The 21,870-nt window shown below is 61.6% G+C and carries 20 protein-coding genes and 2 pseudogenes; 15 read left to right on the top strand and 7 right to left on the bottom strand.

What is annotated here, in order from left to right; genetic code table 11:
• Positions 1–70: 70 nt before the first annotated feature.
• From NKI85_RS19510 to NKI85_RS19530, 5 genes are all read left to right on the top strand, one after another.
• The gene (locus NKI85_RS19510) at positions 71–892 is read left to right on the top strand and encodes an enoyl-CoA hydratase (RefSeq protein ID WP_352528711.1); all 822 of its coding nucleotides are present in this window, start codon (positions 71–73) and stop codon (positions 890–892) included.
• A gap of 9 nt (positions 893–901) precedes the next feature.
• Positions 902–1,324 carry a VOC family protein gene (locus tag NKI85_RS19515; RefSeq protein ID WP_352528713.1) on the top strand — a complete coding sequence of 141 codons (423 nt, stop codon included), beginning with the start codon at positions 902–904 and terminating at the stop codon, positions 1,322–1,324.
• 76 nt (positions 1,325–1,400) lie between these two features.
• Positions 1,401–1,922 carry a CoA-binding protein gene (locus NKI85_RS19520; RefSeq protein ID WP_352528715.1) on the top strand — a complete coding sequence of 174 codons (522 nt, stop codon included), beginning with the start codon at positions 1,401–1,403 and terminating at the stop codon, positions 1,920–1,922.
• Between the two features lie 150 nt (positions 1,923–2,072).
• On the top strand, positions 2,073–3,353 hold the full coding sequence (locus NKI85_RS19525; protein WP_352528717.1) for an O-acetylhomoserine aminocarboxypropyltransferase: 1,281 nt from the start codon (positions 2,073–2,075) through the stop codon (positions 3,351–3,353).
• Positions 3,353–3,709 (top strand): cupin domain-containing protein, encoded by a 357-nt coding sequence (locus tag NKI85_RS19530; protein ID WP_352528719.1) that lies wholly within the window; start codon positions 3,353–3,355, stop codon positions 3,707–3,709. The genes NKI85_RS19525 and NKI85_RS19530 overlap by 1 nt, the downstream gene beginning before the upstream one ends.
• A 158-nt stretch (positions 3,710–3,867) precedes the next feature.
• Here the strand turns inward: NKI85_RS19530 and NKI85_RS19535 are convergent, their stop codons facing one another.
• The gene (locus NKI85_RS19535) at positions 3,868–4,320 is read right to left on the bottom strand and encodes an LVIVD repeat-containing protein (RefSeq protein WP_352777514.1); all 453 of its coding nucleotides are present in this window, start codon (positions 4,318–4,320) and stop codon (positions 3,868–3,870) included.
• A 58-nt stretch (positions 4,321–4,378) separates the two neighbouring features.
• On the opposite strand from NKI85_RS19535, the gene NKI85_RS19540 reads away from it, so the two are divergent.
• The 3 genes and pseudogenes from NKI85_RS19540 to NKI85_RS19550 all read left to right on the top strand — a co-directional run bounded on the left by NKI85_RS19540 (position 4,379) and on the right by NKI85_RS19550 (position 6,350).
• Positions 4,379–4,978: a hypothetical protein gene (locus NKI85_RS19540; RefSeq protein WP_352528723.1), complete on the top strand. Its 600-nt coding sequence runs from the start codon at positions 4,379–4,381 to the stop codon at positions 4,976–4,978.
• 96 nt (positions 4,979–5,074) lie between these two features.
• The gene (locus NKI85_RS19545; RefSeq protein ID WP_352528725.1) at positions 5,075–5,308 is read left to right on the top strand and encodes a hypothetical protein; all 234 of its coding nucleotides are present in this window, start codon (positions 5,075–5,077) and stop codon (positions 5,306–5,308) included.
• Positions 5,309–5,450: 142 nt separating this feature from the next.
• Positions 5,451–6,350: pseudogene (locus NKI85_RS19550) on the top strand (LysR family transcriptional regulator).
• 164 nt (positions 6,351–6,514) lie between these two features.
• Here NKI85_RS19550 and NKI85_RS19555 read toward each other — a convergent pair.
• Complete coding sequence (locus NKI85_RS19555) at positions 6,515–7,762, bottom strand: cytochrome P450 (RefSeq protein ID WP_352528727.1); 1,248 nt, start codon at positions 7,760–7,762, stop codon at positions 6,515–6,517.
• Positions 7,763–7,859: 97 nt separating this feature from the next.
• Between NKI85_RS19555 and NKI85_RS19560 the strand changes: the two genes are divergently transcribed.
• Positions 7,860–8,963 (top strand): NAD(P)/FAD-dependent oxidoreductase, encoded by a 1,104-nt coding sequence (locus NKI85_RS19560; RefSeq protein ID WP_352528729.1) that lies wholly within the window; start codon positions 7,860–7,862, stop codon positions 8,961–8,963.
• A gap of 4 nt (positions 8,964–8,967) precedes the next feature.
• Here the strand turns inward: NKI85_RS19560 and NKI85_RS19565 are convergent, their stop codons facing one another.
• Positions 8,968–9,558, bottom strand: coding sequence for a hypothetical protein (locus NKI85_RS19565; protein WP_352528731.1), 591 nt, complete (start codon positions 9,556–9,558; stop codon positions 8,968–8,970).
• Positions 9,559–9,904: 346 nt separating this feature from the next.
• Between NKI85_RS19565 and clpP the strand changes: the two genes are divergently transcribed.
• The 4 genes from clpP (at position 9,905) to NKI85_RS19585 (ending at position 15,275) form a co-directional block, all read left to right on the top strand.
• On the top strand, positions 9,905–10,534 hold the full coding sequence (clpP, locus tag NKI85_RS19570) for an ATP-dependent Clp endopeptidase proteolytic subunit ClpP (protein WP_352528733.1): 630 nt from the start codon (positions 9,905–9,907) through the stop codon (positions 10,532–10,534).
• Positions 10,535–10,839: 305 nt separating this feature from the next.
• Entirely contained in the window at positions 10,840–12,114 is a 1,275-nt protein-coding gene (clpX, locus tag NKI85_RS19575) for an ATP-dependent Clp protease ATP-binding subunit ClpX (RefSeq protein ID WP_352528735.1), read from the top strand.
• 281 nt (positions 12,115–12,395) lie between these two features.
• The gene (lon, locus tag NKI85_RS19580; RefSeq protein ID WP_352528805.1) at positions 12,396–14,807 is read left to right on the top strand and encodes an endopeptidase La; all 2,412 of its coding nucleotides are present in this window, start codon (positions 12,396–12,398) and stop codon (positions 14,805–14,807) included.
• Between the two features lie 195 nt (positions 14,808–15,002).
• Positions 15,003–15,275 carry an HU family DNA-binding protein gene (locus NKI85_RS19585; protein ID WP_023674657.1) on the top strand — a complete coding sequence of 91 codons (273 nt, stop codon included), beginning with the start codon at positions 15,003–15,005 and terminating at the stop codon, positions 15,273–15,275.
• Between the two features lie 88 nt (positions 15,276–15,363).
• On the opposite strand, the gene NKI85_RS19590 is transcribed toward NKI85_RS19585, so the two are convergent.
• A complete protein-coding gene (locus NKI85_RS19590) occupies positions 15,364–16,386 on the bottom strand; it encodes an aldo/keto reductase (protein WP_352777519.1) in 1,023 nt (340 codons plus the stop codon).
• Between the two features lie 184 nt (positions 16,387–16,570).
• Here NKI85_RS19590 and hxlB point away from each other — a divergent pair, with 184 nt between their 5' ends.
• Positions 16,571–17,137 (top strand): 6-phospho-3-hexuloisomerase, encoded by a 567-nt coding sequence (gene hxlB, locus NKI85_RS19595; protein ID WP_352528739.1) that lies wholly within the window; start codon positions 16,571–16,573, stop codon positions 17,135–17,137.
• Between the two features lie 5 nt (positions 17,138–17,142).
• Positions 17,143–17,886 (top strand): creatininase family protein, encoded by a 744-nt coding sequence (locus tag NKI85_RS19600; protein WP_352777521.1) that lies wholly within the window; start codon positions 17,143–17,145, stop codon positions 17,884–17,886.
• 50 nt (positions 17,887–17,936) lie between these two features.
• Here NKI85_RS19600 and NKI85_RS19605 read toward each other — a convergent pair whose 3' ends face one another.
• The 3 genes and pseudogenes from NKI85_RS19605 to NKI85_RS19615 all read right to left on the bottom strand — a co-directional run bounded on the left by NKI85_RS19605 (position 17,937) and on the right by NKI85_RS19615 (position 21,778).
• Positions 17,937–18,854: a carbohydrate ABC transporter permease gene (locus NKI85_RS19605; protein WP_352777523.1), complete on the bottom strand. Its 918-nt coding sequence runs from the start codon at positions 18,852–18,854 to the stop codon at positions 17,937–17,939.
• A gap of 13 nt (positions 18,855–18,867) precedes the next feature.
• On the bottom strand, positions 18,868–19,989 hold the full coding sequence (locus NKI85_RS19610) for a carbohydrate ABC transporter permease (RefSeq protein WP_352777640.1): 1,122 nt from the start codon (positions 19,987–19,989) through the stop codon (positions 18,868–18,870).
• 125 nt (positions 19,990–20,114) lie between these two features.
• Positions 20,115–21,778: pseudogene (locus NKI85_RS19615) on the bottom strand (ABC transporter substrate-binding protein).
• Between the last annotated feature and the right edge of the window lie 92 nt (positions 21,779–21,870).

Below are 21,870 nucleotides of genomic sequence, written 5' to 3' on the forward strand. Positions count from 1 at the left end.
GAGGTGGACGAAGCGAGGCGGCATACTAGATTAGTCCATCACCGATCCCGAACTCGCGGAGTAACGACCCATGGCCGAAATCGTCGCCATCAAGCCGGCCCTTGCCGAAGGGCCGGTCGTCTCCGGGCTGGACAACGGCGTGCTGCGCCTGACGCTCGCCAATCCGCCGGCCAACGCTCTTTCGCTTGCAATGATGGCGGCGCTGACGGCGGAACTCGACCGCGCCGAGGCCGACAAATCCCTCCGCGTCATAGTGCTTGGGGCGGCCGGCAAAGTGTTCTGCGCCGGGCACGACCTCAAGGAGTTGAGCACGCACCGCGCCGATCCTGATCGCGGCAGGGCTTTCTTCGAAGAGACGTTTTCCGCCTGCGCCGCGCTGATGCAGGCGATCGTTCGCCACCCAAGACCGGTGATCGCCGAAGTCGATGGTCTGGCGACGGCGGCCGGGTTGCAGCTGGTCGCCAGCTGCGATCTCGCCATCGCCTCGCACGAGGCGACCTTCTGCACGCCTGGCGTCAATATCGGCCTGTTCTGCTCGACGCCGATGGTGGCGCTGTCGCGCAACGTCTCGCGCAAGCACGCCATGGAGATGCTTTTGACCGGCGAGACGATCGATGCGGCAACCGCCAAGGAATTCGGCTTGGTCAACCGCGTCGTGCCGCGCGAATATCTGAATCAGATTGTCACCAAATACGCGCAAACCATTGCGTCCAAATCGTCCTTGGTCGTCAAGATCGGCAAGGAAGCCTTTTATGAGCAGGCCGAGATGGGGCTGGCCGACGCCTATGATTACACTGGGCGCGTCATGGTCGAGAACATGCTGGCGCGCGATGCGGAAGAGGGCATCGGCGCCTTCGTCGGCAAGCGCAAGCCGGAATGGCCGGAGGAATAGGAGGCGGATATGGAACCGCGCATCTCCATCATCACCATCGCCACGGACGATCTCGACCGCGCCGTGCGCTTCTACGAGGCGATGGGCCTGAAGCGCCATGCCGGGATCACCGAGGGCGTTGCCTTCTTCCAGATGGGCGGCGCCATTCTCGGCCTGTTCCCGCGGCAAAGCGCCGAAGAGGATTCAGGCGTGACCTTCAGCAAGGCACCTTCGGCCGTCTACCTCGCCTACAACACCCGCTCCGACGCCGAGGTCGACGAAGTGCTGGCGATGGCCGAGAAGGCCGGCGGCCGTATCGTCAAGCCGGCTGGCCGCGCATTCTGGGGCGGTTGGTACGGCTATTTCGCCGATGCGGACGGGCATGTCTGGGAAGTGGCGCACAATCCGGCTTTTCCGATCGCCGAAGACGGATCGATTTCCCTGCCGGGCTGACGACGTTCTCCCTGGCCCATTGCAAGCCACTTGCTCGGCTGTTGGCACCTCACTCTGAAGCGCTGTATGACGAGGCATGAACCACGACAGCTACGACAATGCCTACATCGCCGGCATCCTCAATTCGGTGAAGACCATCGCCATGGTCGGCGCGTCCGCCAATGACGTGCGGCCGAGCTATTTCGTGCTGAAATATCTGCTCGGCAAAGGGTTTTCGGTGTTTCCGATCAATCCCGGCCAGGCCGGCAAGGAGATCCTCGGCCAGATGACCTATGCCAGGCTCGCCGATGTTCCCCAGCCGATCGACATGGTCGACGTTTTTCGCGCTTCCGCTGCCGTACCGGGCATTGTCGACGACGTGTTGCGGCTCGATCCGCTGCCGAAAGTCATCTGGATGCAGCTTGGCATACGCCATGACCAGGCGGCCGCGTGCGCCGAAGCCGCCGGCATCAAAGTGGTGATGAACCGGTGCCCCAAGATCGAATATGGCAAGCTGTCTGGCGAGATCGGCTGGACCGGCGTCAATTCCGGCGTTTTGTCGTCGAAGAAGCCGCTGATGCGGCCGGGGTTCCAGAGCTTCGGCGTTCGCCAGAAATAGAAACGCAATTAATTTCCGGCTCTGTCGGCATTTTCCGGCTAGCCCATTCGCAGATCACGCGCGGAGGGGCATTTTCTTCTTTGCATTCGGAGCTGAGCTCCGCCAAGAATGCGCCGCGCTTTTCAGAAGGTTTAAAAGGGAAGGTTTTCGATGGCCCGCACGCCCGGTTTCAACACGCTCGCCGTCCATGCCGGCGCCAAGCCGGATCCGGCGACCGGCGCGCGAGCGACGCCGATCTACCAGACCACCTCCTTCGTCTTCGACGATGCCGACCATGCCGCCTCGCTGTTCGGGCTGAAGGCGTTCGGCAACATCTACACCCGCATCATGAACCCGACGCAGGCGGTGCTGGAAGAGCGCATCGCCGCGCTTGAAGGCGGTACGGCAGGCCTTGCCGTCGCCTCCGGCCATGCCGCGCAGGTGCTGGTCTTCCACAACCTGATGCAGCCGGGGGACAATTTCGTTTCCGCGACAAAGCTTTACGGCGGCTCGATCAACCAGTTTGGCCACGCCTTCAAAAATTTCGGCTGGCAGGTGCGCTGGGCCGACACCAACGATATCTCGACCTTCGAGAGCCAGATCGACGACAAGACCAAGGCGATCTTCATCGAAAGCCTGGCCAATCCGGGCGGCGTCTTCGTTGACATCGAGAAGATCGGCGACATTGCCCGCCAGCACGGCCTGCCGCTGATCGTCGACAACACGCTGGCCTCGCCCTATCTGCTGCGGCCGATCGAGCATGGCGCCGACATCGTCGTGCATTCGCTGACCAAGTTCATCGGCGGCCACGGCAATTCGATCGGCGGCGCCATCGTCGACGGCGGCACCTTCGACTGGTCGAAGTCGGGCAAATATCCGATGCTGTCGCAGCCGCGCCCCGAATATGGCGGCCTCGTCCTTCACGAGACCTTCGGCAATTTCGCCTTCGCCATCGCCGCCCGCGTGCTCGGCCTGCGCGACATCGGCGCGGCGATTTCGCCGTTCAACGCGTTCCTGATCCTGACCGGCCTGGAAACCCTGCCGCTCAGGATGCAGCGCCATTGTGACAATGCAGTCACCGTGGCCGGCTGGCTCTCCAACCATCCCAAGGTTGCCTGGGTGTCCTATCCCGGCCTGCCCAGCGACAAAAACAATGCGCTGCAGAAGAAGTACTCGCCGCTCGGCGCTGGCGCGGTGTTCACCTTCGGCCTAAAGGGCGGCTATGCGGCGGGCATCAAATTCGTCGAGGCGCTCGAGCTGTTCTCGCACCTGGCCAATGTCGGCGACACCAAGTCGCTGGTCATCCACCCGGCATCGACCACGCATCGCCAGCTTTCCGACGAGCAGAAGATTAACGCCGGGGCAGGTCCGGACACCGTCAGGCTTTCGGTCGGCATCGAGGACGTTAACGACATCGTCGCCGATCTGGAACAGGCCCTCGTCAAGGTTTGATGGCCATGACCACGCCGAAATTTCTTTCCGTCGGCGTCGACACCGTCGAACCGGAACTTGGCGCACCGGCGCCGGATCGCCTGATTTCGGGCGATCCGAAATTCCGCACCTGGAACGTCGAGGAACAGGACGGCGGCCTCTATGCCGGTGTCTGGGAAGCAACGCCCGGCAAATGGCGCATCGAATATGACGAGTGGGAGTTTTGCCACATACTGTCGGGCGTTTCAGTGATCGCCGAGAAGGGTGGCGAGGCGCGCACCGTCAGGGCCGGCGACAGTTTTGTGCTCAGGCCGGGCTTTAGAGGAAGCTGGGAAGTGCTTGAAACGACGCGCAAGGAGTATGTGATCAAGCTTTGATCTCGCATCGCGCCGGACTTTACAAAAGGCGATCGATGTCCGTGTCGGAAAATCCGTATCCGCTCATCATGTCGCGGTGCCATGAAACTTCCCAGCAAATCATGACTGCCTCCGCTTCAGCGCTCAGACTAAGGCCTCATTCAGGGTGAATGTGACCGTCACGTTCGATCCGTTTCCGGCCGCGGGCCGGTGTAGCGGAGAATCCAGAGCCCCTGGTTCTTGTCACTTATGTAAATGAAGCCGCGCCGGTCCACGACCACGTCCTCGGTCTGAACAACCAGCTTGTCTTCCGGCATAGGGCCGTAGCGTCGGACTGGCTCCGGCGGGATGAAGTAGCCGACCTCGCGTGGAAGCCGAGTATTCGAGACGTCGTAGACCCTGAGCCCAGCGTTGAAGTGCGCGATGTAGAACAGATCGCCTTGTTTCTGGACATCGGGATGATGCTGGTGGTGGTTGATGTTGTGCGGCCCGCGCCAGCCGCCACGAGTTGTGAAATCCGAATAGGGAGCGCCTTCGGGTGGCACGGGTTTCGGGCAACAGCGACAGCAGGAAGGGTTCACTGGAATCGGAAATATCGACGATCGACGCGTGATGCATCGGACCACGTCCATAGGTGACGTTCTCCGAATTGGCGAAGGCAATGCCGCGCTCTGGAATCGGCAGCACGCTATGCACACCGAAGCGCGAATGAAACGGAGGGCTGAAGCTCAGGCCGCCGACCTGCCTCGGCTGGGAGACGTCGCTGATATCGAGCACAATGATACCCGCCGCACCATAAGGCAAATAGACAAGATCGCCGGTGACATAAGGCGGGCCGTGCAGCGAGACATCCTCGCCCGTGCTGGCGCAGAAGGCGCCGCACATGCATTGCGGCTTCAGTCGCAACCGGTAGCGATCGGCGGTCTCCTGGTCGGCGGTGGGCTTCGCGGCTGCAAAGCTCTCGCCGCCGGCCTCGTGCTGGCCCGGCACCCACCAGCGTCCGGCTTCGCGCGGACTCGAGCGATCCGAAACATCGAGGATGACGTAGATGTTGCCCCTGTAACCCGGCATGCCGGCGGCAAGGTGGACATAACGTCCACCGGGATAGAGGTTGCGATGCGTGCCGTTTCCGCCGGTACGGTAGTGACTGAGTTGTTTCGGATTGATGGGGTCGGCGATATCCCAGATCAGAACGCCTTCGCCAAACGGTGCGTCGGGGTCACCGCCGAAATGAGCAAAGGGCTTTTCGAGGGCGGTCACCATCGTGTCGCCGGACAAATCTATTTGTAGAGTCCAGGTATTCGTGCCGCGATAGGGCACGAACTTGACCGTCTCGGGCTTGGCCGGGTCGGTCACATCCACGATGCTCCAGCCGGAGTGCCAGAAATGCCCAGTGTAGAGATACCAACGTTCGCCAACCTGCCTGATCGCCATTTTGAAGGCTGGGCGATGATCGAGATCGGTATAGCCCACTGCTTCGACATTGTGGGCGAAAGCGCCAGGGGGCGCTGGCGACGAAGCTGGAACGGGTTGGGCAAGCGCCTCGCAGACAAGACCGGATTGAGATGCCGCCGCGATCGTCGCACCGATGAGTGGCACTTTCAGCATCTGGCGGCGTGAAATCTCGGAATCTTTCAAAGCGCGTCTCCCGGATTTTGCAGCTTTCCGGATTTTGCAGATTCCGATACTTTCCGTCCAATATCGTTTGAGCCATGAGTAATTCTATTTGGGAAATTAAAGGCTGAAGATGAACCACAAGCTGATGCGGTCCTTCCTGGCCGTCGCCGAAGAGCTGCATTTCGGGCGCGCGGCGGCGCGCTTGCATATCTCACAGCCGCCCCTGACAAAGCAGATCCAGCAACTGGAACAGGCGATGGGTGTGCGCTTGCTGGAGCGCACCAAGCGCAAGGTCGAACTGACTGCGGCGGGGCGTGTGTTCCTTGATGAGGTTAGGGCCGTGCTTCAGCAGACAGAGCAGGCGGTGGAGCTTGCTCGCAAAGCCGATCGTGGCGAAACCGGCCATCTTGCTGTCGGATTCATCGACGCGGCTATCTACAGCGTGGTGCCTTCTGTCGTCCAACGCTTCACCAAGCGCTATCCCGAGGTCGAGTTGAGCCTGACCGATCTGCGCATTCCCAATCAGGTCAGGGCAGTGGCCGAACGCCAGCTCGATATCGGTTTTGTTCATCCTCCCGTCGTTCACGAGGCATTGAGGGTCGAAAGCATACTGGTCGAACCCCTGATCGTCGCCTTGCCGGAAACGCATCGGCTGGCCTCGGAAGCAGAGGTCGCGCTGGCCGACCTGGCCTCCGAAGCGTTGATTCAGTTCCCGCGCAGCATCAGTCCATCCCTCTATGACGAGATCGTCGGGCTGTGACGTTCATCCGGGTTCAGCCCGAGGATCGTTCGAGAAGCAACGCCCAAGCAGACAATTATCGGACTTGTATCCGTCGGGCTGGGCGTCTCGCTGCTGCCCGCCTGTCTGCAAAATTTGCGCCGGAGCGGCGTCGTTTATCGCCCTATCCAGGGACGAACCTTGTCCATCGACACTTCAATCATCTACCGGCGTGAACAACCCTCGCCGGTGCTGAAGGCCTTCCTCGACATCGTCCGCGAGACGACGCAAACAGATTCAAATCCGGTCTCTCTTCAAGCTTCATGACCGAATTTCTATCGCCATCCGGAGATTGTTATGTGTGAGGTCCTGCTTCCGGTTAGCTTCATCGTTCGATCAGCGATTATTTGGCACTCGCGACCTTGAGATGTTGCCTATTTGACCGGAATTCGCCGGAGCAGGCTTTCGAAGCCTGTCGTCGGAAGCCGTCCTCAGATTCTGACAGCAAGCGTTTCCAGCCCGTGGAAATGATACGTGTCGCGGAAGCGCGGCTGTTCCGCAAGACGAAGCCGCGGTAGCCGCTCGAACAAGGTTTTCAGCGACACCTGCAATTCGAGCCGAGCGAGCGGTGCGCCGATGCAGAAATGAATGCCGGCGCCGAACGACACGTTCTTCTGGTCCGCGCGGTCCGGCCTGAAGGCGAAGGGCTCGGTAAACGCAGAAGGGTCATGATTGGCCATGCCAAGCAGCAGCCCGATCGTCTCGCCCGGTGGGACGATGATCCCCGGCCCGGCCTCGACCGCGTGATAGGCGTAGCGCGTGAACATGTGCAGCGGCGCGTCGAAGCGCAGGCATTCTTCGACAGTCGCTGCGGTGGCCTCCGGCGAGGCGAAGAAGCGGCGCGGGTCGCCGCCTTGCGCAAGGATCGAACGCACCGCATTGCCGGTCTGGTGGACAGTTGCTTCATGGCCGGCATTGAGCAAAAGAATGGCCGAGGACACCAACTCGTCCTCCGAGAGTTTTTGGCCGTCCTCCTGTGCCGCAATCAGCAGGGACAGAAGATCCTCGCCGGGCCTCTTCCGCCGCTCAGCGACGTAGCCGCGCAGGAAATCGGAAAAGTCGCGTGCGGCCCGGTTGGCCGTCTCCTCCGTCGCGCGGGTGCGTCCATGCATGTACATGGTGACCATTTGATGCGACCAGTCGAGCAGTTGCGGTCCCATTTCGACCGGCACGCCGAGCATTTCGGCTATGATGGTGATCGGCAGGGGAGCGGCGAAGGCCGGCAGCAGGTCGACTTCTCCTGGCTCGAAACGGTCGATCAGTTCGTTGGCCAGCGCTTCGACACGCGGCCTGAGCCGCTCGACCTGGCGCGAGACGAAGGCGCGGTTGACCAGCGTTCTCAGTCGCGTGTGGACAGGCGGCTCCAATTCCAGCATCGAATTGGCTTCGACGCCGTCGAAAGCGCTGAGATGCGTACGGTTCTGGCCGATGCCTCGGCTGTCCGGAATGCCGGCCGGGTTCTGGCGGCCGAAGCGGCGATCGCGCAGCAGCCGGTTGACGTCGTCGAAGCCGCCAAAGCACCAGAAGCCAAACTCCTCCCAGAAGAAGACATTCGATGCGCCATGCAGGAAGGCGTAGGCCTCGTATGGATGCTGGAAGAAAGCAGGCTCGTGCGGATCGAGCCGCAGGCTGCGCGTGGCTGGATCAAAGGCAAGGCAGGGTGGTTTCAATTCGGTCATGCCAGACCATTAGCGCGGCTTGCCAGTCTGGTGCCAGACCGTATGTTGGCCCTCCCGTGAGGTGAGCAGCGGAAGCGGTTGCGGAAGGACGGTTTTCATGAATGTGATCGTGGTCGGTGCAGGCATTGCCGGGCTTTCCACGGCGTGGTCTCTGGTCAAGGCCGGTCACCTCGTCTCGATCGTCGAGCAGGGACCGATCCCCAATCCGCTTGCCGCGTCCGGCGACCATCATCGCATCATCCGCCGCGCCTATCGCGCCGGAACGGGCTATGGCCGGCTGATCACCGAAGCCTATGAAGCGTGGGACGAGATGTGGGCCGATCTCGGCGAAAGCCATCTCGACCCGCGCGGCTTCATCTGTATTTCGCGCGAGCCGGGCGACGAGGCCGAGGAATACCGCGAAGGGCTGGAGGAGGGGAACTATCCGTTCGAGCTGCTCGAGCCGGACGCCGCGGTCGAACGCTGGCCGTTCCTGCAGCCCGGTTCGTTCCGCTATGCGTATTTTTCGCCGGACGGTGGCGCGTTGCACTGCCGCAAGATCGCCTCGGGCCTCGCCAGATGGCTGCGCGCGAACGGCGCCAATGTCTACGAAAACAGCAAGGTGGCCGAGATCGACGCCGAGGCCGGACATATCGTGCTTGCGAGCGGCGAAACGATGCAGGCCGACCGGATCGTCGTCGCTGCCGGCGCCTGGGTGCTAAAACTATTCCCGGAGCTCGATGGGGAACTGAAAACCTGGCGCACCGCGCTCGCCTATGTCGAGCCGCCGGCGGATCTGAAAGAGGCGTGGCGGGCTGCACCAGTTGTTCTCGACATTGGCGGCAGTGTCGACGGCTACGTGATCCCGCCCTCCGGCGGCGCCGGCATGAAATTCGGCTCAGGCCTGCACAGGGTGCCAACCAGCGACGCCGACTGGAACCGCCAGCCGGTGCCGGGCGAAGGCGAGGCGATCCGCAACCTGTTTTCGCCGCCGATCGCGCACATTGAGGAGTACAGGGTCACCGAAGTGGTCACCTGCGCCTACACCTTTACCGCCGACGAGAAGTTCCTCGCGCATCAGAAAGACAAATGCCTGATCGTCTCGGCCTGCTCCGGCCACGGCTACAAGTTCGGCGCGGCGGTCGGCCGGCGCGTTGCGGCTTGCGTCGGCAATGGCGATGTCGCCGGCCTGAAGAAGTGGCTCAGGGCCGAACTGGCCTGAGCGGCTAATGTTGGCAATGCCTCGGAATATGCACGCGCCGCCAGCTGGATGAGCCTTCCCTGACCACCACGCGTCGGGCCACCGTCCGGTAGGAAGCGGGCACGTCGATGATGCGCCGTTGCTCGGGTCGCACGAGAACCTCTTCGGCGACGCTCTCATACTCGGCGGGGAGGACGACGCGCCGCCGGCGTTCCGGCTGCACCACAACGATTTCGGCCACGCGTTCATAACGCGCCTTGTGCCTGACCTTGCACAGCACCTTGCGGCCATTGATGATGCGCCATTCCCAGGAATAACCGCCGTCATCGACCCTCACGGTGCGACAGATGGTTCGGGTGATGGCGGGCACGATCTCGTAGCTGACGCGCGCCGGCGCGATCTGCACCACGCGCTCGCGCGTTCCGTAGATCGGTGCAACATACTCGACCTGCTGGCCGGCGGGACTGACGAGCACATCCTCATAGACCGTGTCGTAGACGGCCGGCCGGTTGAGCTGCTCGTAGCATTCGACCGCGCGTCCGCCGGCCGCCGTTTCGGACGCCATGCCGAGAACGGCGACGCCTGTAATAGCCAAGGAAGCTGTTTTCCTGATCATTGCACTCCCCCTGTTTGAACTGCGTGGAGCGGGTTCAACGTTGGATTGTAGGGCAAGCCGTGACAGGAAAAAGCGGTTTTACCGCTTTTCGTTAAGCGATGCGGTTAAGAAATCGCTAAACAACGGCCAGGCATGAGCGCCCTTCCGGCGGTAGCAGAGGGCTGCCGGCGCGGCGACGGGCGAAACTTGCTTTGGAAGCCTTGATTCGACTTAACCGGATGGCTAGGAGAGGCGGCCTTGCGCTAGGGTGAGCCGGCATCCTATTTACAGAACAACGATCCAGAACCGATTCTGCCCGATTGCAAATCTCCGGCGCCGGAATCCCATCCTCAAAAAGGGATAGTCCATGAAGAACCCCGTCGAAACCTACATGAACCTCGTTCCGATGGTGGTCGAACAGACCAATCGCGGCGAGCGGGCCTACGACATTTTCTCGCGGCTCCTCAAGGAGCGCATCATTTTCATCACCGGCCCGGTCGAGGACGGCATGGCGACGCTGGTCTGCGCGCAGCTGCTGTTCCTCGAGGCGGAGAATCCGAAGAAGGAAATCAACCTCTATATCAACTCGCCCGGCGGCGTCGTCACCTCCGGCATGGCGATCTACGACACCATGCAGTTCATCAAGCCTGCCGTGTCGACGCTCTGCATCGGCCAGGCCGCATCGATGGGTTCGCTGCTTCTCACCGCAGGCGAAAAGGGCATGCGCTTTGCCACGCCGAACGCTCGCATCATGGTCCACCAGCCTTCCGGCGGCTTCCAGGGCCAGGCTTCCGACATCGAGCGCCATGCGCAGGACATCATCAAGCTGAAGCGCCGCCTCAACGAGGTTTACGTCAAGCACACCGGCAAGAGCTACGATGAGATTGAAAAAACGCTCGACCGTGACCATTTCATGACTGCCGACGAGGCCAAGGATTTCGGCCTCATCGACAAAGTCATTTCGTCACGTGAACCGGTCGAAGGCATTGCCCTATAGGCCCGCGGTGGCCCCGCGGTGGCAGTGAGTGGCGGGATCACGCGCTTTTGGCGCGGCTTGCGGCATTTCGGCCACAATTGGCTGTTCCCTCGACGGGTGCAATTGCCTACGTTAAGGCTATGTTGATTTTCGACGGCTTAGCTTTGCGTGGGGTTGTTCGAATCGTTGCCCCGTTTTCCGATTTGTGTTTCGTACGGAATGCGTTGCGAGAGCCGGAACACTGGCGGCGGCGGATTCCCGCGATAGATTGAATTATGCGCCCTTTCAACCAGACCATCGGCGGGCGGCCATGAAAGGACATGAAAATGAGCAAGGTCGGCAGCAACAGCGGCGATTCCAAGAACACGCTTTATTGCTCGTTTTGCGGCAAAAGCCAGCATGAAGTGCGCAAGCTGATCGCCGGGCCGACGGTGTTCATCTGCGACGAATGCGTCGAACTGTGCATGGACATCATCCGCGAGGAGAACAAGACCTCGATGGTGAAGTCGCGCGAGGGCGTGCCGACACCGCAGGAGATCCTCAAGGTTCTCGACGACTACGTCATCGGCCAGCCCTACGCCAAGCGCGTGCTGTCGGTGGCCGTCCACAACCACTACAAGCGCCTCGCCCATGCCGGCAAGAACAACGACGTCGAGCTGGCGAAGTCGAACATCCTCCTGATCGGCCCGACCGGCTGCGGCAAGACGCTGCTTGCGCAGACGCTGGCCCGCATCATCGACGTCCCCTTCACCATGGCCGACGCGACGACGTTGACCGAGGCCGGCTATGTCGGCGAGGATGTTGAGAACATCATCCTGAAGCTGTTGCAGTCGGCCGACTACAATGTCGAGCGTGCCCAGCGCGGCATCGTCTATATCGACGAGATCGACAAGATCTCGCGCAAGTCGGACAACCCCTCAATCACCCGCGACGTGTCGGGCGAGGGCGTGCAGCAGGCCTTGCTGAAGATCATGGAAGGCACCGTCGCCTCGGTGCCGCCGCAGGGCGGCAGGAAGCATCCGCAGCAGGAATTCCTGCAGGTCGACACCGCCAACATCCTGTTCATCTGCGGCGGCGCATTCGCCGGGCTGGACAAGATCATCTCGGATCGCGGCCGCAAGACCTCGATCGGCTTCGGCGCCATTGTCGCTTCGCCCGAGGATCGCCGCACCGGCGATGTTTTCCGCCTGGTCGAGCCTGAGGATCTCTTGAAGTTCGGGCTCATTCCCGAGTTCGTCGGCCGTCTGCCTGTCCTGGCGACGCTCGAGGATCTCGACGAACCGGCGCTGATCCAGATCCTGACCGAGCCGAAGAACGCGCTGGTCAAGCAGTACCAGCGGCTGTTCGAGATGGAGAATGTCGACCTGACCTTCCACGAGAACGCGCTGTCGGCGATCGCCAAGCGCGCCATCGACCGCAAGACCGGCGCGCGCGGCCTGCGTTCGATCATGGAAGCGATCCTTCTCGACACCATGTTCGAACTGCCGGCGCTGGAAGGCGTGCGCGAAGTGGTTATTTCGGAAGAGGTGGTGTCAGGCAACGCCAGGCCGCTCTACATCTATTCCGAGCAGAAGGAAAAGAAAGGCAACGTCAGCGCCTGACGTGAGCCGGCAATGGATTTTTCTGAAACGGCGCCGCAGGGCGCCGTTTTGCTGTCGCACACCGCGTAACGGCGCCGCGTAATGGCTGCAGATTGGAGGGACGGACCGTGTTGACCCTTGATCTTTACCCCCCGTGCCTCCAACTAAAGGCAGAAGGCCGTGGTGCCGAATTCTGTGCTGTAAAACTCCCGTCACAAACGGTGGTAGGCGGAACGATCCCCGGTCGTTAATATGAGATTCGCGGTTGGCCCATTGGCGGCCGCGACATGAAAGGTTGGACAATGGCCAAAGTATCCAAGGCTCCCAGCGACGGCGTTTTCGCAGTCCTCCCACTGCGCGACATCGTGGTGTTCCCGCATATGATCGTTCCGCTCTTTGTCGGGCGTGAAAAGTCGATCAAGGCGCTGGAAGAAGTGATGGGTCAGGAAAAGCAGATCCTGCTCGCGACCCAGATGAATGCCGCCGACGACGATCCAGAGCCCGATGCCATCTTTGATATCGGCACGCTCGCCAATGTGCTGCAATTGCTGAAACTGCCGGACGGCACCGTAAAGGTGCTGGTCGAAGGCGCCTCGCGTGCGAAAATCGTCGCGTTCACCGACCGTCCCGACTTCCATGAGGCCCGTGCTGCGGCGCTGGTCGAACCGGAGGAGGAAGAGGTCGAGGTCGAGGCGCTGGCCCGTTCCGTCGTCACCGACTTCGAGAACTACGTCAAGCTGAACAAGAAGATCTCGCCCGAAGTGGTGGGTGCCGCCAGCCAGATCGACGACTATTCCAAGCTCGCCGACACGGTCGCTTCGCATCTTGCCATCAAGATCCCCGAGAAGCAGGAGATGCTCGCCACGCTGTCCGTCAAGGAACGGCTGGAAAAGGCGATGGGCTTCATGGAAGCCGAAATCTCGGTGCTGCAGGTGGAGAAGCGCATCCGCTCGCGCGTCAAGCGCCAGATGGAGAAGACGCAGCGCGAATACTACCTCAACGAGCAGATGAAGGCGATCCAGAAGGAGCTCGGCGAAGGCGAGGACGGCCGCGACGAGGCCGCCGAGATCGAGGCGCGCATCAAGAAAACCAAGCTCTCCAAGGAGGCCCGCGAAAAGGCGGAAGCCGAACTGAAGAAGCTGCGGACGATGTCGCCGATGTCGGCTGAATCGACCGTCGTGCGCAACTATCTCGACTGGCTGCTGTCGATCCCGTGGGGTAAGAACTCCAAGGTCAAGCAGGATCTGGCCTTTGCCCAGAATGTGCTCGATACCGATCATTTCGGGCTCGACAAGGTCAAGGACCGCATTGTCGAATACCTCGCCGTGCAGAGCCGCCAGAAGAAGCTGAAGGGGCCGATCCTGTGCCTCGTCGGACCTCCCGGCGTCGGCAAGACCTCGCTCGGCAAGTCGATCGCCAAGGCGACCGGCCGCGAGTTCATCCGCATGGCGCTGGGCGGCGTGCGCGACGAGGCCGAGATCCGCGGTCACAGGCGCACCTATATTGGCTCGATGCCCGGCAAGGTCATCCAGTCGATGAAAAAGGCGAAGAAATCCAATCCGCTCTTCCTGCTCGACGAGATCGACAAGATGGGCCAGGATTTCCGCGGCGATCCGTCATCGGCTTTGCTTGAGGTGCTCGATCCCGAGCAGAATTCGACGTTCATGGACCATTACCTCGAGGTCGAATACGACCTGTCGAGCGTGATGTTCGTGACGACGGCGAACACGTTGAACATCCCTGCGCCCTTGATGGACCGCATGGAGATCATCCGTATCGCCGGCTACACCGAGGACGAGAAGATAGAGATCGCCAAACGTCACCTGATGCCCAAGGTGATCCGCGACCACGCGTTGCAGCCGAAGGAGTTCTCCGTCGGCGAGGACGCGATCCGTGGCATCATCCAGACCTACACCCGTGAAGCGGGCGTCAGGAGCCTGGAGCGCGAGCTGATGAAGCTCGGGCGCAAGGCGGTGACCGAGATCCTGAAGACGAAGAAGAAGACGATCAACATCACGGCGGACAATCTTGCCGATTATCTTGGTGTTCCGCGCTTCCGCTTCGGCCAGGTCGAGAGCGACGATCAGGTCGGCGTGGTCACCGGGCTCGCCTGGACGGAAGTCGGCGGCGAGCTGTTGACGGTGGAAGGCGTCATGATGCCCGGCAAGGGCCGCATGACCGTGACCGGCAATTTGCGCGACGTGATGAAGGAATCGATCTCGGCGGCGGCCTCTTACGTCCGCTCGCGGGCCATCGATTTCGGCGTCGAGCCGCCGTTGTTCGACAAGCGCGACATCCACGTCCATGTGCCAGAGGGCGCAACCCCCAAGGACGGACCGTCGGCTGGCGTGGCGATGGCGACGGCGATCGTCTCGGTGCTGACCGGTATCCCGGTCAAGGCCGATGTCGCGATGACCGGCGAGATCACGCTGCGCGGCAGGATTCTGCCGATCGGCGGCCTCAAGGAAAAGCTGCTCGCCGCACTCCGCGGCGGCATCAAGAAGGTGCTGATCCCGGAAGAGAACGCCAAGGATCTGGCGGAGATTCCGGAGAACGTGAAGAGCGGCATGGAGATCATTCCGGTCTCACGGGTTGGCGAAGTGCTGCGCCATGCGCTGGTGCGCATGCCGGAACCGATCCAGTGGGTCGAACCCGTCAATGCGCCGGCGGTGGTGGATGTCGGAGACGACGCTGGCAAATCGCTGGCGCATTAGCTCCTGCTAAAGTTGCAATGCACAAAGAGAGAGCCGGGCCTTGAGCCCGGCTTTTCATGTGAAGAACCCCGGATTTCCGGGCTTTTTTCGACTTTCTTGGCGCTTTTCGACTTGGTTGCCGGAGCGCTTCTTTCTAAAGTCCGTTTCCTGCCGGATGAGTCGAGTGTTCCGGTTTTCTCATGGAAGGGAATTTTTATGAACAAGAACGAACTGGTGTCCGCTGTCGCCGATGCCGCGAGTATTTCGAAGGGTGACGCGCAGTCGGCGGTTGATGCGGTGTTTTCCGTCATCACCGGCGAACTGAAAAAGGGCGGCGATGTCCGGCTTGTCGGTTTCGGAAATTTCACCGTGTCACAACGCGCTGCGTCGACCGGCCGCAATCCGCAGACCGGTGCGGAAGTGAAGATCCCGGCGCGCACCGTGCCGAAGTTCTCGGCCGGCAAGGGCCTCAAGGACGCGGTCAACTAAGCGCCTCCTTAAGTCTTTCAGAGAAAAGAAAAGCCGGCTATCCGGTTTTTCTTTTCTAGGCCCCGCAGGGTCGTTGGAAAAGGCGGCGCTATGCCGTCGGCGCATCCGTGCGCATCAAGCCTTCTTTCTTGAGATCGGCCCACAGCGCCGGTGGCAGCTTCGCGTCGAGCAGCGAGCGATTACTTTCGACTTCGCCCGGCCGCTGGCCGCCGGGGATTACCGACACGACCGAAGGGTGCAGCAGCGGGAACTGCAGCGCCGCCTCGATCAGGCGCACGCCGTGGCGCTTGCAGACGGCCTCGATGCGGGTAACGCGGTCGATGATGTCCTGCGGCGCCTCCGAATAATTGTAATAGGCGCCTTGCTTCGGCCCGGTTGCCAGGATGCCGGAATTGTACGGCCCGCCGAGAACGATGCCGATGCCACGTTGCTGGGATAGAGGCAGGAAAGACTGCAGCGCTTCCTGCTCCAGCAGCGTGTAGCGCCCGGCAAGCAGAAACAGATCGAAATCGCCGCGCTCGGCCAGCGTCTGGGCAACCCGCCACTCATTGATGCCGCCGCCGAACGCCTTGATCACGCCTTGGTCGCGCAACGCCAGCAATCCGTAATAACCGGAGCTCATGAATTCCTGGATGCGCTGGTCCGAGGCTTCCTTGCTGCCATGGGTGAAAATGTCGACATCATGCACGAAGAGGATGTCGATGCGGTCGACGCCGAGCCGTTCCAGAGAGGCTTCGAAGGACCGCATAACGCCGTCATAGCTGTAGTCGTAGACCTCGCGGCGCGACGGCGTGTCGAAGAACTTGCCGATGCCGGTGCGCTGGTCCGGCGGGCAGGCGCGCATGATGCGCCCGACTTTGCTGGACAGCACGTAGTCGTCACGCTTCTTCGAACGCAGGAACGGATTGAGCCGCGTTTCGGCAAGGCCCAGCCCATAGAGCGGTGCGGTGTCGTAGTAGCGGCAGCCGACCCGCCATGCCGCCTCCAGCGTGGCATTGGCATCCTCGTCGGAGACGGCGCGGTAGAGATTGCCGAGCGGCGCCGTGCCGAAGCCGAGCTCGGTGAAATTGATGCCGCCATTGCCGATGCGGTCGAAACGCCGTGTCTTCATATGCTGCCGTTTCCTCATTTGCGATTTGCCGTGACACTATCACGGCTGTGGCGCATCAAAAGCACCGCGTGCCGTTGGACACCGATTTTCGCGGTGATAGCATGAATGAAAACAAGCTGTTCGAGGTAAATGTGACCGAGATATTCAAGTGGTTCTCCTGCACATGCAAGCTGGTGCAAATGTTATGATGGACGCCGGCGGAAACCTGTTTGGGATTGCGCTGAACGAGCTTGGCACCGTGCTGGAGCGCATCGACGAAAGCCGCATCGACGCCGCTTGCGCCATCTTGGCCGAAGCGAGAAAGATCGTCACCTATGGCTGCGGCCGCGAGGCGCTGCAGGTCAAGGGTTTTGCCATGCGGCTTTACCATCTCGGTCTGCCGGTGTCGGTCGTCGGCGACATGATCACGCCGCCGCTGGGCGCGGGCGATGTGTTCCTCGTCAGTTCCGGCCCGGGCGAGACGTCGACCGTGCTGACTTTGATGCAGATCGCGCGCGATGCCGGTGCCGCCGTCCTGCTGCTGACCGCGCAAGCCGGCAGCACTGCCGCAAAGCTGGCCGACTTCACACTGCTTATCCCTGCTCAGACCATGGCCGACGACCAAGGCCCGGAAAAGACATCCGTCCTGCCGATGGGCTCGGTTTTCGAAGGTGCTCTGTTCGTCCTCTTCGAAGTGATGGTGCTGAAGCTCAGGGCTCTGACGGGCGTATCGCCGGAAGCGATGCGCGCCCGTCACACCAATATGGAGTAGGCGTCATGCGCTACGAATTGATGCTGCCGCATCAGATCCGCAAGGCGATCGCCGAGAACTGGCCGGTCGTATTGCCGCTCGGTGTGCTCGAATATCACGGCGAGCACATGGCCGTCGGCATGGACACACTGGCGGTGGTCAAGATCCTGGAACTGTTCAAAACGGAGGCCGAAATCGTCATTCTGCCGCCCTTCTATTACGGCGCGGCAAGCTATGTCGTTGCGGCGCCGGAAGGCAGCGGCTCGGTGCAGGTCGGCGGCAATGTGTTGGCGCCATTCGCGGAGGAATTGTTCTACAGCCTGCTGCGCATCGGCTTCCGCAACATCCACGCCATCATTCACCACCAGACCGAGAATTTTGCCGCCGGCATGCCGACCGATCTCGCCTTCAAGGCCGCCGGTCGGCAAGCCATCTTCCGCTTCCTTGAGAAAGAACGCGGCGAAGGCTGGTGGGGCTCTGCGGCGATGGCCGACTATTATGCCGAGCACGCCGAGGGCAGCAATTTCTTCAACTGGGTGCAGGTGCATCCGCTGATGCCGGCTTCAATGCACAGCCAGTACCCGTTTGACCATGCCGGCATCGGCGAGACGTCGCTGATGCTGGCGCTGTGCCCGGAAGCGGTCGATGCCGACCATTTCGCCGACAACACCGGCTGGTACACGGCAAGCGCCCTCGAAGCCTCGGCGGAATTGGGACGACAGGGCGTCGCTATGATCCTCGATCATCTGCGCGCAACGCTTTTGCGCTAGCGCGGCTTTCCCTTCTCCCACAACAATGGGAGAAGGGAAGATCGGCCCAGTTACTTCACCGCGCCCGCCGTCATGCCCATGATCAGGTAGCGCTCCAGCGCGATGCCGATGACGGCGAGTGGGGTAATGGCGGCGGTGGCGAGGGCCGCCATCGACCACCAGTTGATGCCTTGCGAGCCGGTCTGGCTCGCCACCATCACCGGTATGGTTTTGGCGTCGGTCGAGGTCAAAAGCGCGGCGAAGAAATACTCGTTCCAGCACAGCACCATCGCCAGGATGAAGGCGGCGACCATGCCCGGCAGCGCGATCGGCATGACGATGCGCAAGAAGGCGCCCCAGATCGACAGGCCGTCGACGAGTGCTGCCTCCTCCAGCTCCACCGGGATGGAGTTGAACTGGTCGCGCATGATCCAGATGACGATCGGCAGCACCATCAGCGTGTAGAGCAGGATCAGCCCGACGCGCGTGTCGAGCAGCCCGACCTCCCGGTAAAGCACGAGGAAGGGCAGGGCCAGCACCACCGGCGGCAGGATCAGCTGCGACAGGAAAAAGAAGGAGATGTCCTCATTCCTGAACCAGGCGAATTTGTAGCGGTAGCGGGTCAGCCCGTAGGCGGCGAGGCTGCCGATGACGATGGCCAGGCTCGAGGCGCCGACCGAGGTGATGACCGAATTCATGAAGCGCTTGAGGAATTCGTCGCGCACCGTCGACGTTCGAAAGATCGAATCCGGCGACAGGCCGAGCGAACGCCAACCTTTCCAGTCGGGCTGGAAGTCGACGAACGGGATCAGATGGCCCTGGGTGACGTCGACCGCGGTCTTGAACGAGGTGGTTATCGTCCAATAGATCGGGAACAGGCAGATAAACGCCCAGAAGATGAGCGCGCCGTAGATGAAGACGCGGTTGGCGAGGAACGCCGCCGGCGAGCGGATTTCGGAGGCGGCATAGTCGGTGGTTTGAACGCTCATCTCGCCGGCCCGATCAGTTAACGTTGCGCACGAAGCGGCTGGCGAATTTCAGCAGCCAGGTCACGAACACGATGATGATGATGAGGTAGGCCATCGCCAGCATGGTGCCGTAGCCGACATTCGAGCGGTCGCGATATTCGCGGTAGATGAAGCTCGACACCGAATCGGTAGCACCTCCAGGCCCGCCGGAGGTGACGGTGATGATGATATCGGCAAGCTTCAGCTTGAAGATGATGCGCAGGATGACCGCCGTGACCGACACCGGCAGCATCAGCGGGAAGGTGACCTGCCAGAAAGTCTGCCAGGCGGTGGCGCCATCGACACGCGCTGCCTCGAGCACCTCGCGCGACATCGCCTGCAGGCCGGCGAGCAGCATGATCATCATGAACGGGATGAAGGTCCAGGCATCGAGCACCATGATCGAGATGCGGGCGGTGATCGGGTTGGAGAAGAATGCCGGGTTTTCCCAGCCAAGATGCCGCGCCAGCGTTGCAGCCGGCCCGAAGCGATATTCCATCAGCGACTTGCCGATCATCCACGATACCGCCACCGGCGACAGCATCAGGGGCATGAGAAAGACGACGCGGAAGAATTTGCGCGCCCGGATCTGCGCGTTGAGCAACAGCGCCAGGCCGAACGCGATGATATATTCGACGAACACCGCCAGCACGTAGAACACCATGTTGAACAGTGCGTTGCGGTAGTAGGGGTCGTTCAGCATCTGCCAGAAATTGTCGAGGCCATTGAACGTCCGGCCGCTGACGGAACTGAGGTTCCAGTCGGTCAGCGCGATATAGAAGCCGAACAGCGTCGGAAAGATCACCATGGCGATGGTGAACAAGAGCGCCGGCAGCAGGAACAGCGCGCGCTGGCCGTCCTCGCCGCGCGTCAGCACCTGGCCGATGCCGATTGTGATGCCCCATAACACATAGGCGTAGACGATCGGGCGCCAGGTCTCGAAACCAACGGCGTCGATGTCGGCCTTGTAGAGGATTTGCAACGCTATGACCGCCAAAAGGCCGAGCGTTGCAACGGCCATCAGCGCCCAGCCAAGCCGCTTGCGGCTCCGCGGTATCGGATCGGATGGGACGGCGTTTGCCGGCCATTCACTTGTGGACAAAGTCTGGTCAGCCAAGGTCCGGTCAGCCACGCGTCTTGCCCGTTCACAGGAGGCTCGATCACCGGCTGAGCCGGTCAGGGCCAAGCCGGTCAGGGAGGTCCGGCGGCTGTGCGCCGCCGGACCTGTTTCATCTTGTCAGCCTACATGCCGAGCGAGGCCTTGTAGAGCTTGATCTGGTTGTCGCGGCCGAGCTGGTCGGTCAGCTTCTCCCAGGCGGCGGCGATGGCGTCCGCACCTTCCTGCGCCTTCATCTTGCCGGCGAATGTGTTGGCAAGAATGTCTTCGGCGGCGCTGTAATACTGGAAGATGCCGGGGATGCGCGGCTCGATCGCCGCGTTCGGATGGTTGTAGCTGTCGGCTTCCGATTTCAGATACGAGGTGATGAACGCCTCGTCGTAGCCGGCCGCCACCCATTCCGGAATGTTGAAATGGCTGTTGCGGTAGGGCTGGAAGCCCGACGGATAGGCCGCGCACCAGAGCGACAGGTCCTTGCCGCCGAGATGGGCAGCGGCAGACCACGCCGCCTTCTTCTTCTTTTCGTCGCTATCGACGCGGGCCATGACATAAACGCCCCAGCCGAGATAGGCGCAGTTCGGCGCATAGTTCGGGCCGCTCGCGAGCGTATCCCACTTGCCGGTTTTGGAATTATAGACGTCGTCCGAGCCCGGCAGGATCGAAAAGCCGGTGACGTCGCCGACGACCGAGGAGTCGCTGGTCTTGGCGTTGGAGCCAGCGTCTCCCCACCAGGCCAGCATCGAACCGGTGCCACCCAGGAATTGCGAGAACAGGTCGTGTTGGGGTCGGCGTTGATCTGATCCGGCGGCTCGGAAGGCAGTGCATCGACCACGTCCTGGATCGCGCGCACCCATGCCGGGTTGTTGATGCGCGGCTTCATTGTGTCGGCATCGAACAGCCAGGCCTTGTCGTCCGGGTGCTTGGCATAGGCAGTGGCGCGGCTGCCGAGGAAGTAGAAGCCGAAACCGCCCCAGGGCTTAGGGGCATCGAGATAGCCATAGACGTCCTGGCCTTTGAACTTCTGGCCCTTGAGGAACTTGGTCACCGCCTGCACCTGCTGCCAGGTCTTCGGCACGCCCCATTCGCCTTGGCCGCCGCCGTCCTTCCACGCCTTGGCGAGGTCGGCATCGGCGAACACGTCGGTGCGATAGTTGAAATTATGCGCGTCGCCGTCGACGGTCACGCGGTACTGCTTGCCATCCCAGGTACCGACCGGCGGCTGCAGATAGGCCACGACATCTTTCATGTCGATCTGTTCTTTGACCCAATCGGGCATGACCGAAGCCAGCCCCTTGCCGCAGACGTCGCCTTCGAACGGCGCGCCCATTTCGATGACGTCGAAGTCGACGGTGCCGGTGGCGATCGACTGCTGCAGGCGGGCGCCGTAGTCGGCCTGGGCCAGGTCGATCCAGGTGAACTTGGCCCCGGTATAGTCCTCCCACGCCTTCAGGAAGCCGCGGTACAGCACGTTGTGCAGGTTCTGGTTGTTGAGACCCATGAAGGTGAGCTCGACACCCGCGAACTCGCCTTGCTTGACACTGGCCTTGGTGGCGCCAAGGCACATCTCGCCGACCTTCTGGAAGTCGGCATCGGTCGGTTGACCCTTGCCGACGCCGGGGATCTGCAAGATCTGCGCACGCAGATCATCGGCGGCGGAAGCCGGACGCGTCAATGCGCCAAGACCCGCACCGGATGCGGCGGTGAGGGCGGCCATGCTGGCGGCTCCCTTCAGCACGTCGCGGCGGGTGGCCCCCGCGCGGACAAGTTGGTTATAAAGGCTGATTTTCATCTCGTTCCTCCCAGAAGGTCAATTGTGAATTGGTTCAGATGGTGGAGCGCCGATTATGTTCCCCAACGACAGCGACTCCGGTAAATAGCGGC

Source organism: Mesorhizobium sp. M0571 (assembly GCF_040320985.1).
Taxonomy (GTDB): Bacteria; Pseudomonadota; Alphaproteobacteria; order Rhizobiales; family Rhizobiaceae; genus Mesorhizobium.

Excerpts from the sequence above, each read along its gene's own strand:
- lon (WP_352528805.1), top strand. The coding sequence starts at position 12,396 with ATGGCCAAAGTATCCAAGGCTCCCAGCGACGGCGTTTTCGCAGTCCTC.
- NKI85_RS19515 (WP_352528713.1), top strand. The coding sequence starts at position 902 with ATGGAACCGCGCATCTCCATCATCACCATCGCCACGGACGATCTCGAC.
- NKI85_RS19510 (WP_352528711.1), top strand. The coding sequence starts at position 71 with ATGGCCGAAATCGTCGCCATCAAGCCGGCCCTTGCCGAAGGGCCGGTC.
- NKI85_RS19530 (WP_352528719.1), top strand. The coding sequence starts at position 3,353 with ATGGCCATGACCACGCCGAAATTTCTTTCCGTCGGCGTCGACACCGTC.
- NKI85_RS19555 (WP_352528727.1), bottom strand. The coding sequence starts at position 7,762 with ATGACCGAATTGAAACCACCCTGCCTTGCCTTTGATCCAGCCACGCGC.
- NKI85_RS19535 (WP_352777514.1), bottom strand. The coding sequence starts at position 4,320 with ATGGACGTGGTCCGATGCATCACGCGTCGATCGTCGATATTTCCGATT.
- NKI85_RS19545 (WP_352528725.1), top strand. The coding sequence starts at position 5,075 with ATGCCCAGTGTAGAGATACCAACGTTCGCCAACCTGCCTGATCGCCAT.
- clpP (WP_352528733.1), top strand. The coding sequence starts at position 9,905 with ATGAAGAACCCCGTCGAAACCTACATGAACCTCGTTCCGATGGTGGTC.
- NKI85_RS19525 (WP_352528717.1), top strand. The coding sequence starts at position 2,073 with ATGGCCCGCACGCCCGGTTTCAACACGCTCGCCGTCCATGCCGGCGCC.
- NKI85_RS19560 (WP_352528729.1), top strand. The coding sequence starts at position 7,860 with ATGAATGTGATCGTGGTCGGTGCAGGCATTGCCGGGCTTTCCACGGCG.
- NKI85_RS19605 (WP_352777523.1), bottom strand. The coding sequence starts at position 18,854 with ATGAGCGTTCAAACCACCGACTATGCCGCCTCCGAAATCCGCTCGCCG.
- NKI85_RS19565 (WP_352528731.1), bottom strand. The coding sequence starts at position 9,558 with ATGATCAGGAAAACAGCTTCCTTGGCTATTACAGGCGTCGCCGTTCTC.
- NKI85_RS19600 (WP_352777521.1), top strand. The coding sequence starts at position 17,143 with ATGCGCTACGAATTGATGCTGCCGCATCAGATCCGCAAGGCGATCGCC.
- hxlB (WP_352528739.1), top strand. The coding sequence starts at position 16,571 with ATGATGGACGCCGGCGGAAACCTGTTTGGGATTGCGCTGAACGAGCTT.
- NKI85_RS19590 (WP_352777519.1), bottom strand. The coding sequence starts at position 16,386 with ATGAAGACACGGCGTTTCGACCGCATCGGCAATGGCGGCATCAATTTC.
- NKI85_RS19540 (WP_352528723.1), top strand. The coding sequence starts at position 4,379 with ATGCACACCGAAGCGCGAATGAAACGGAGGGCTGAAGCTCAGGCCGCC.
- NKI85_RS19520 (WP_352528715.1), top strand. The coding sequence starts at position 1,401 with ATGAACCACGACAGCTACGACAATGCCTACATCGCCGGCATCCTCAAT.
- NKI85_RS19585 (WP_023674657.1), top strand. The coding sequence starts at position 15,003 with ATGAACAAGAACGAACTGGTGTCCGCTGTCGCCGATGCCGCGAGTATT.
- clpX (WP_352528735.1), top strand. The coding sequence starts at position 10,840 with ATGAGCAAGGTCGGCAGCAACAGCGGCGATTCCAAGAACACGCTTTAT.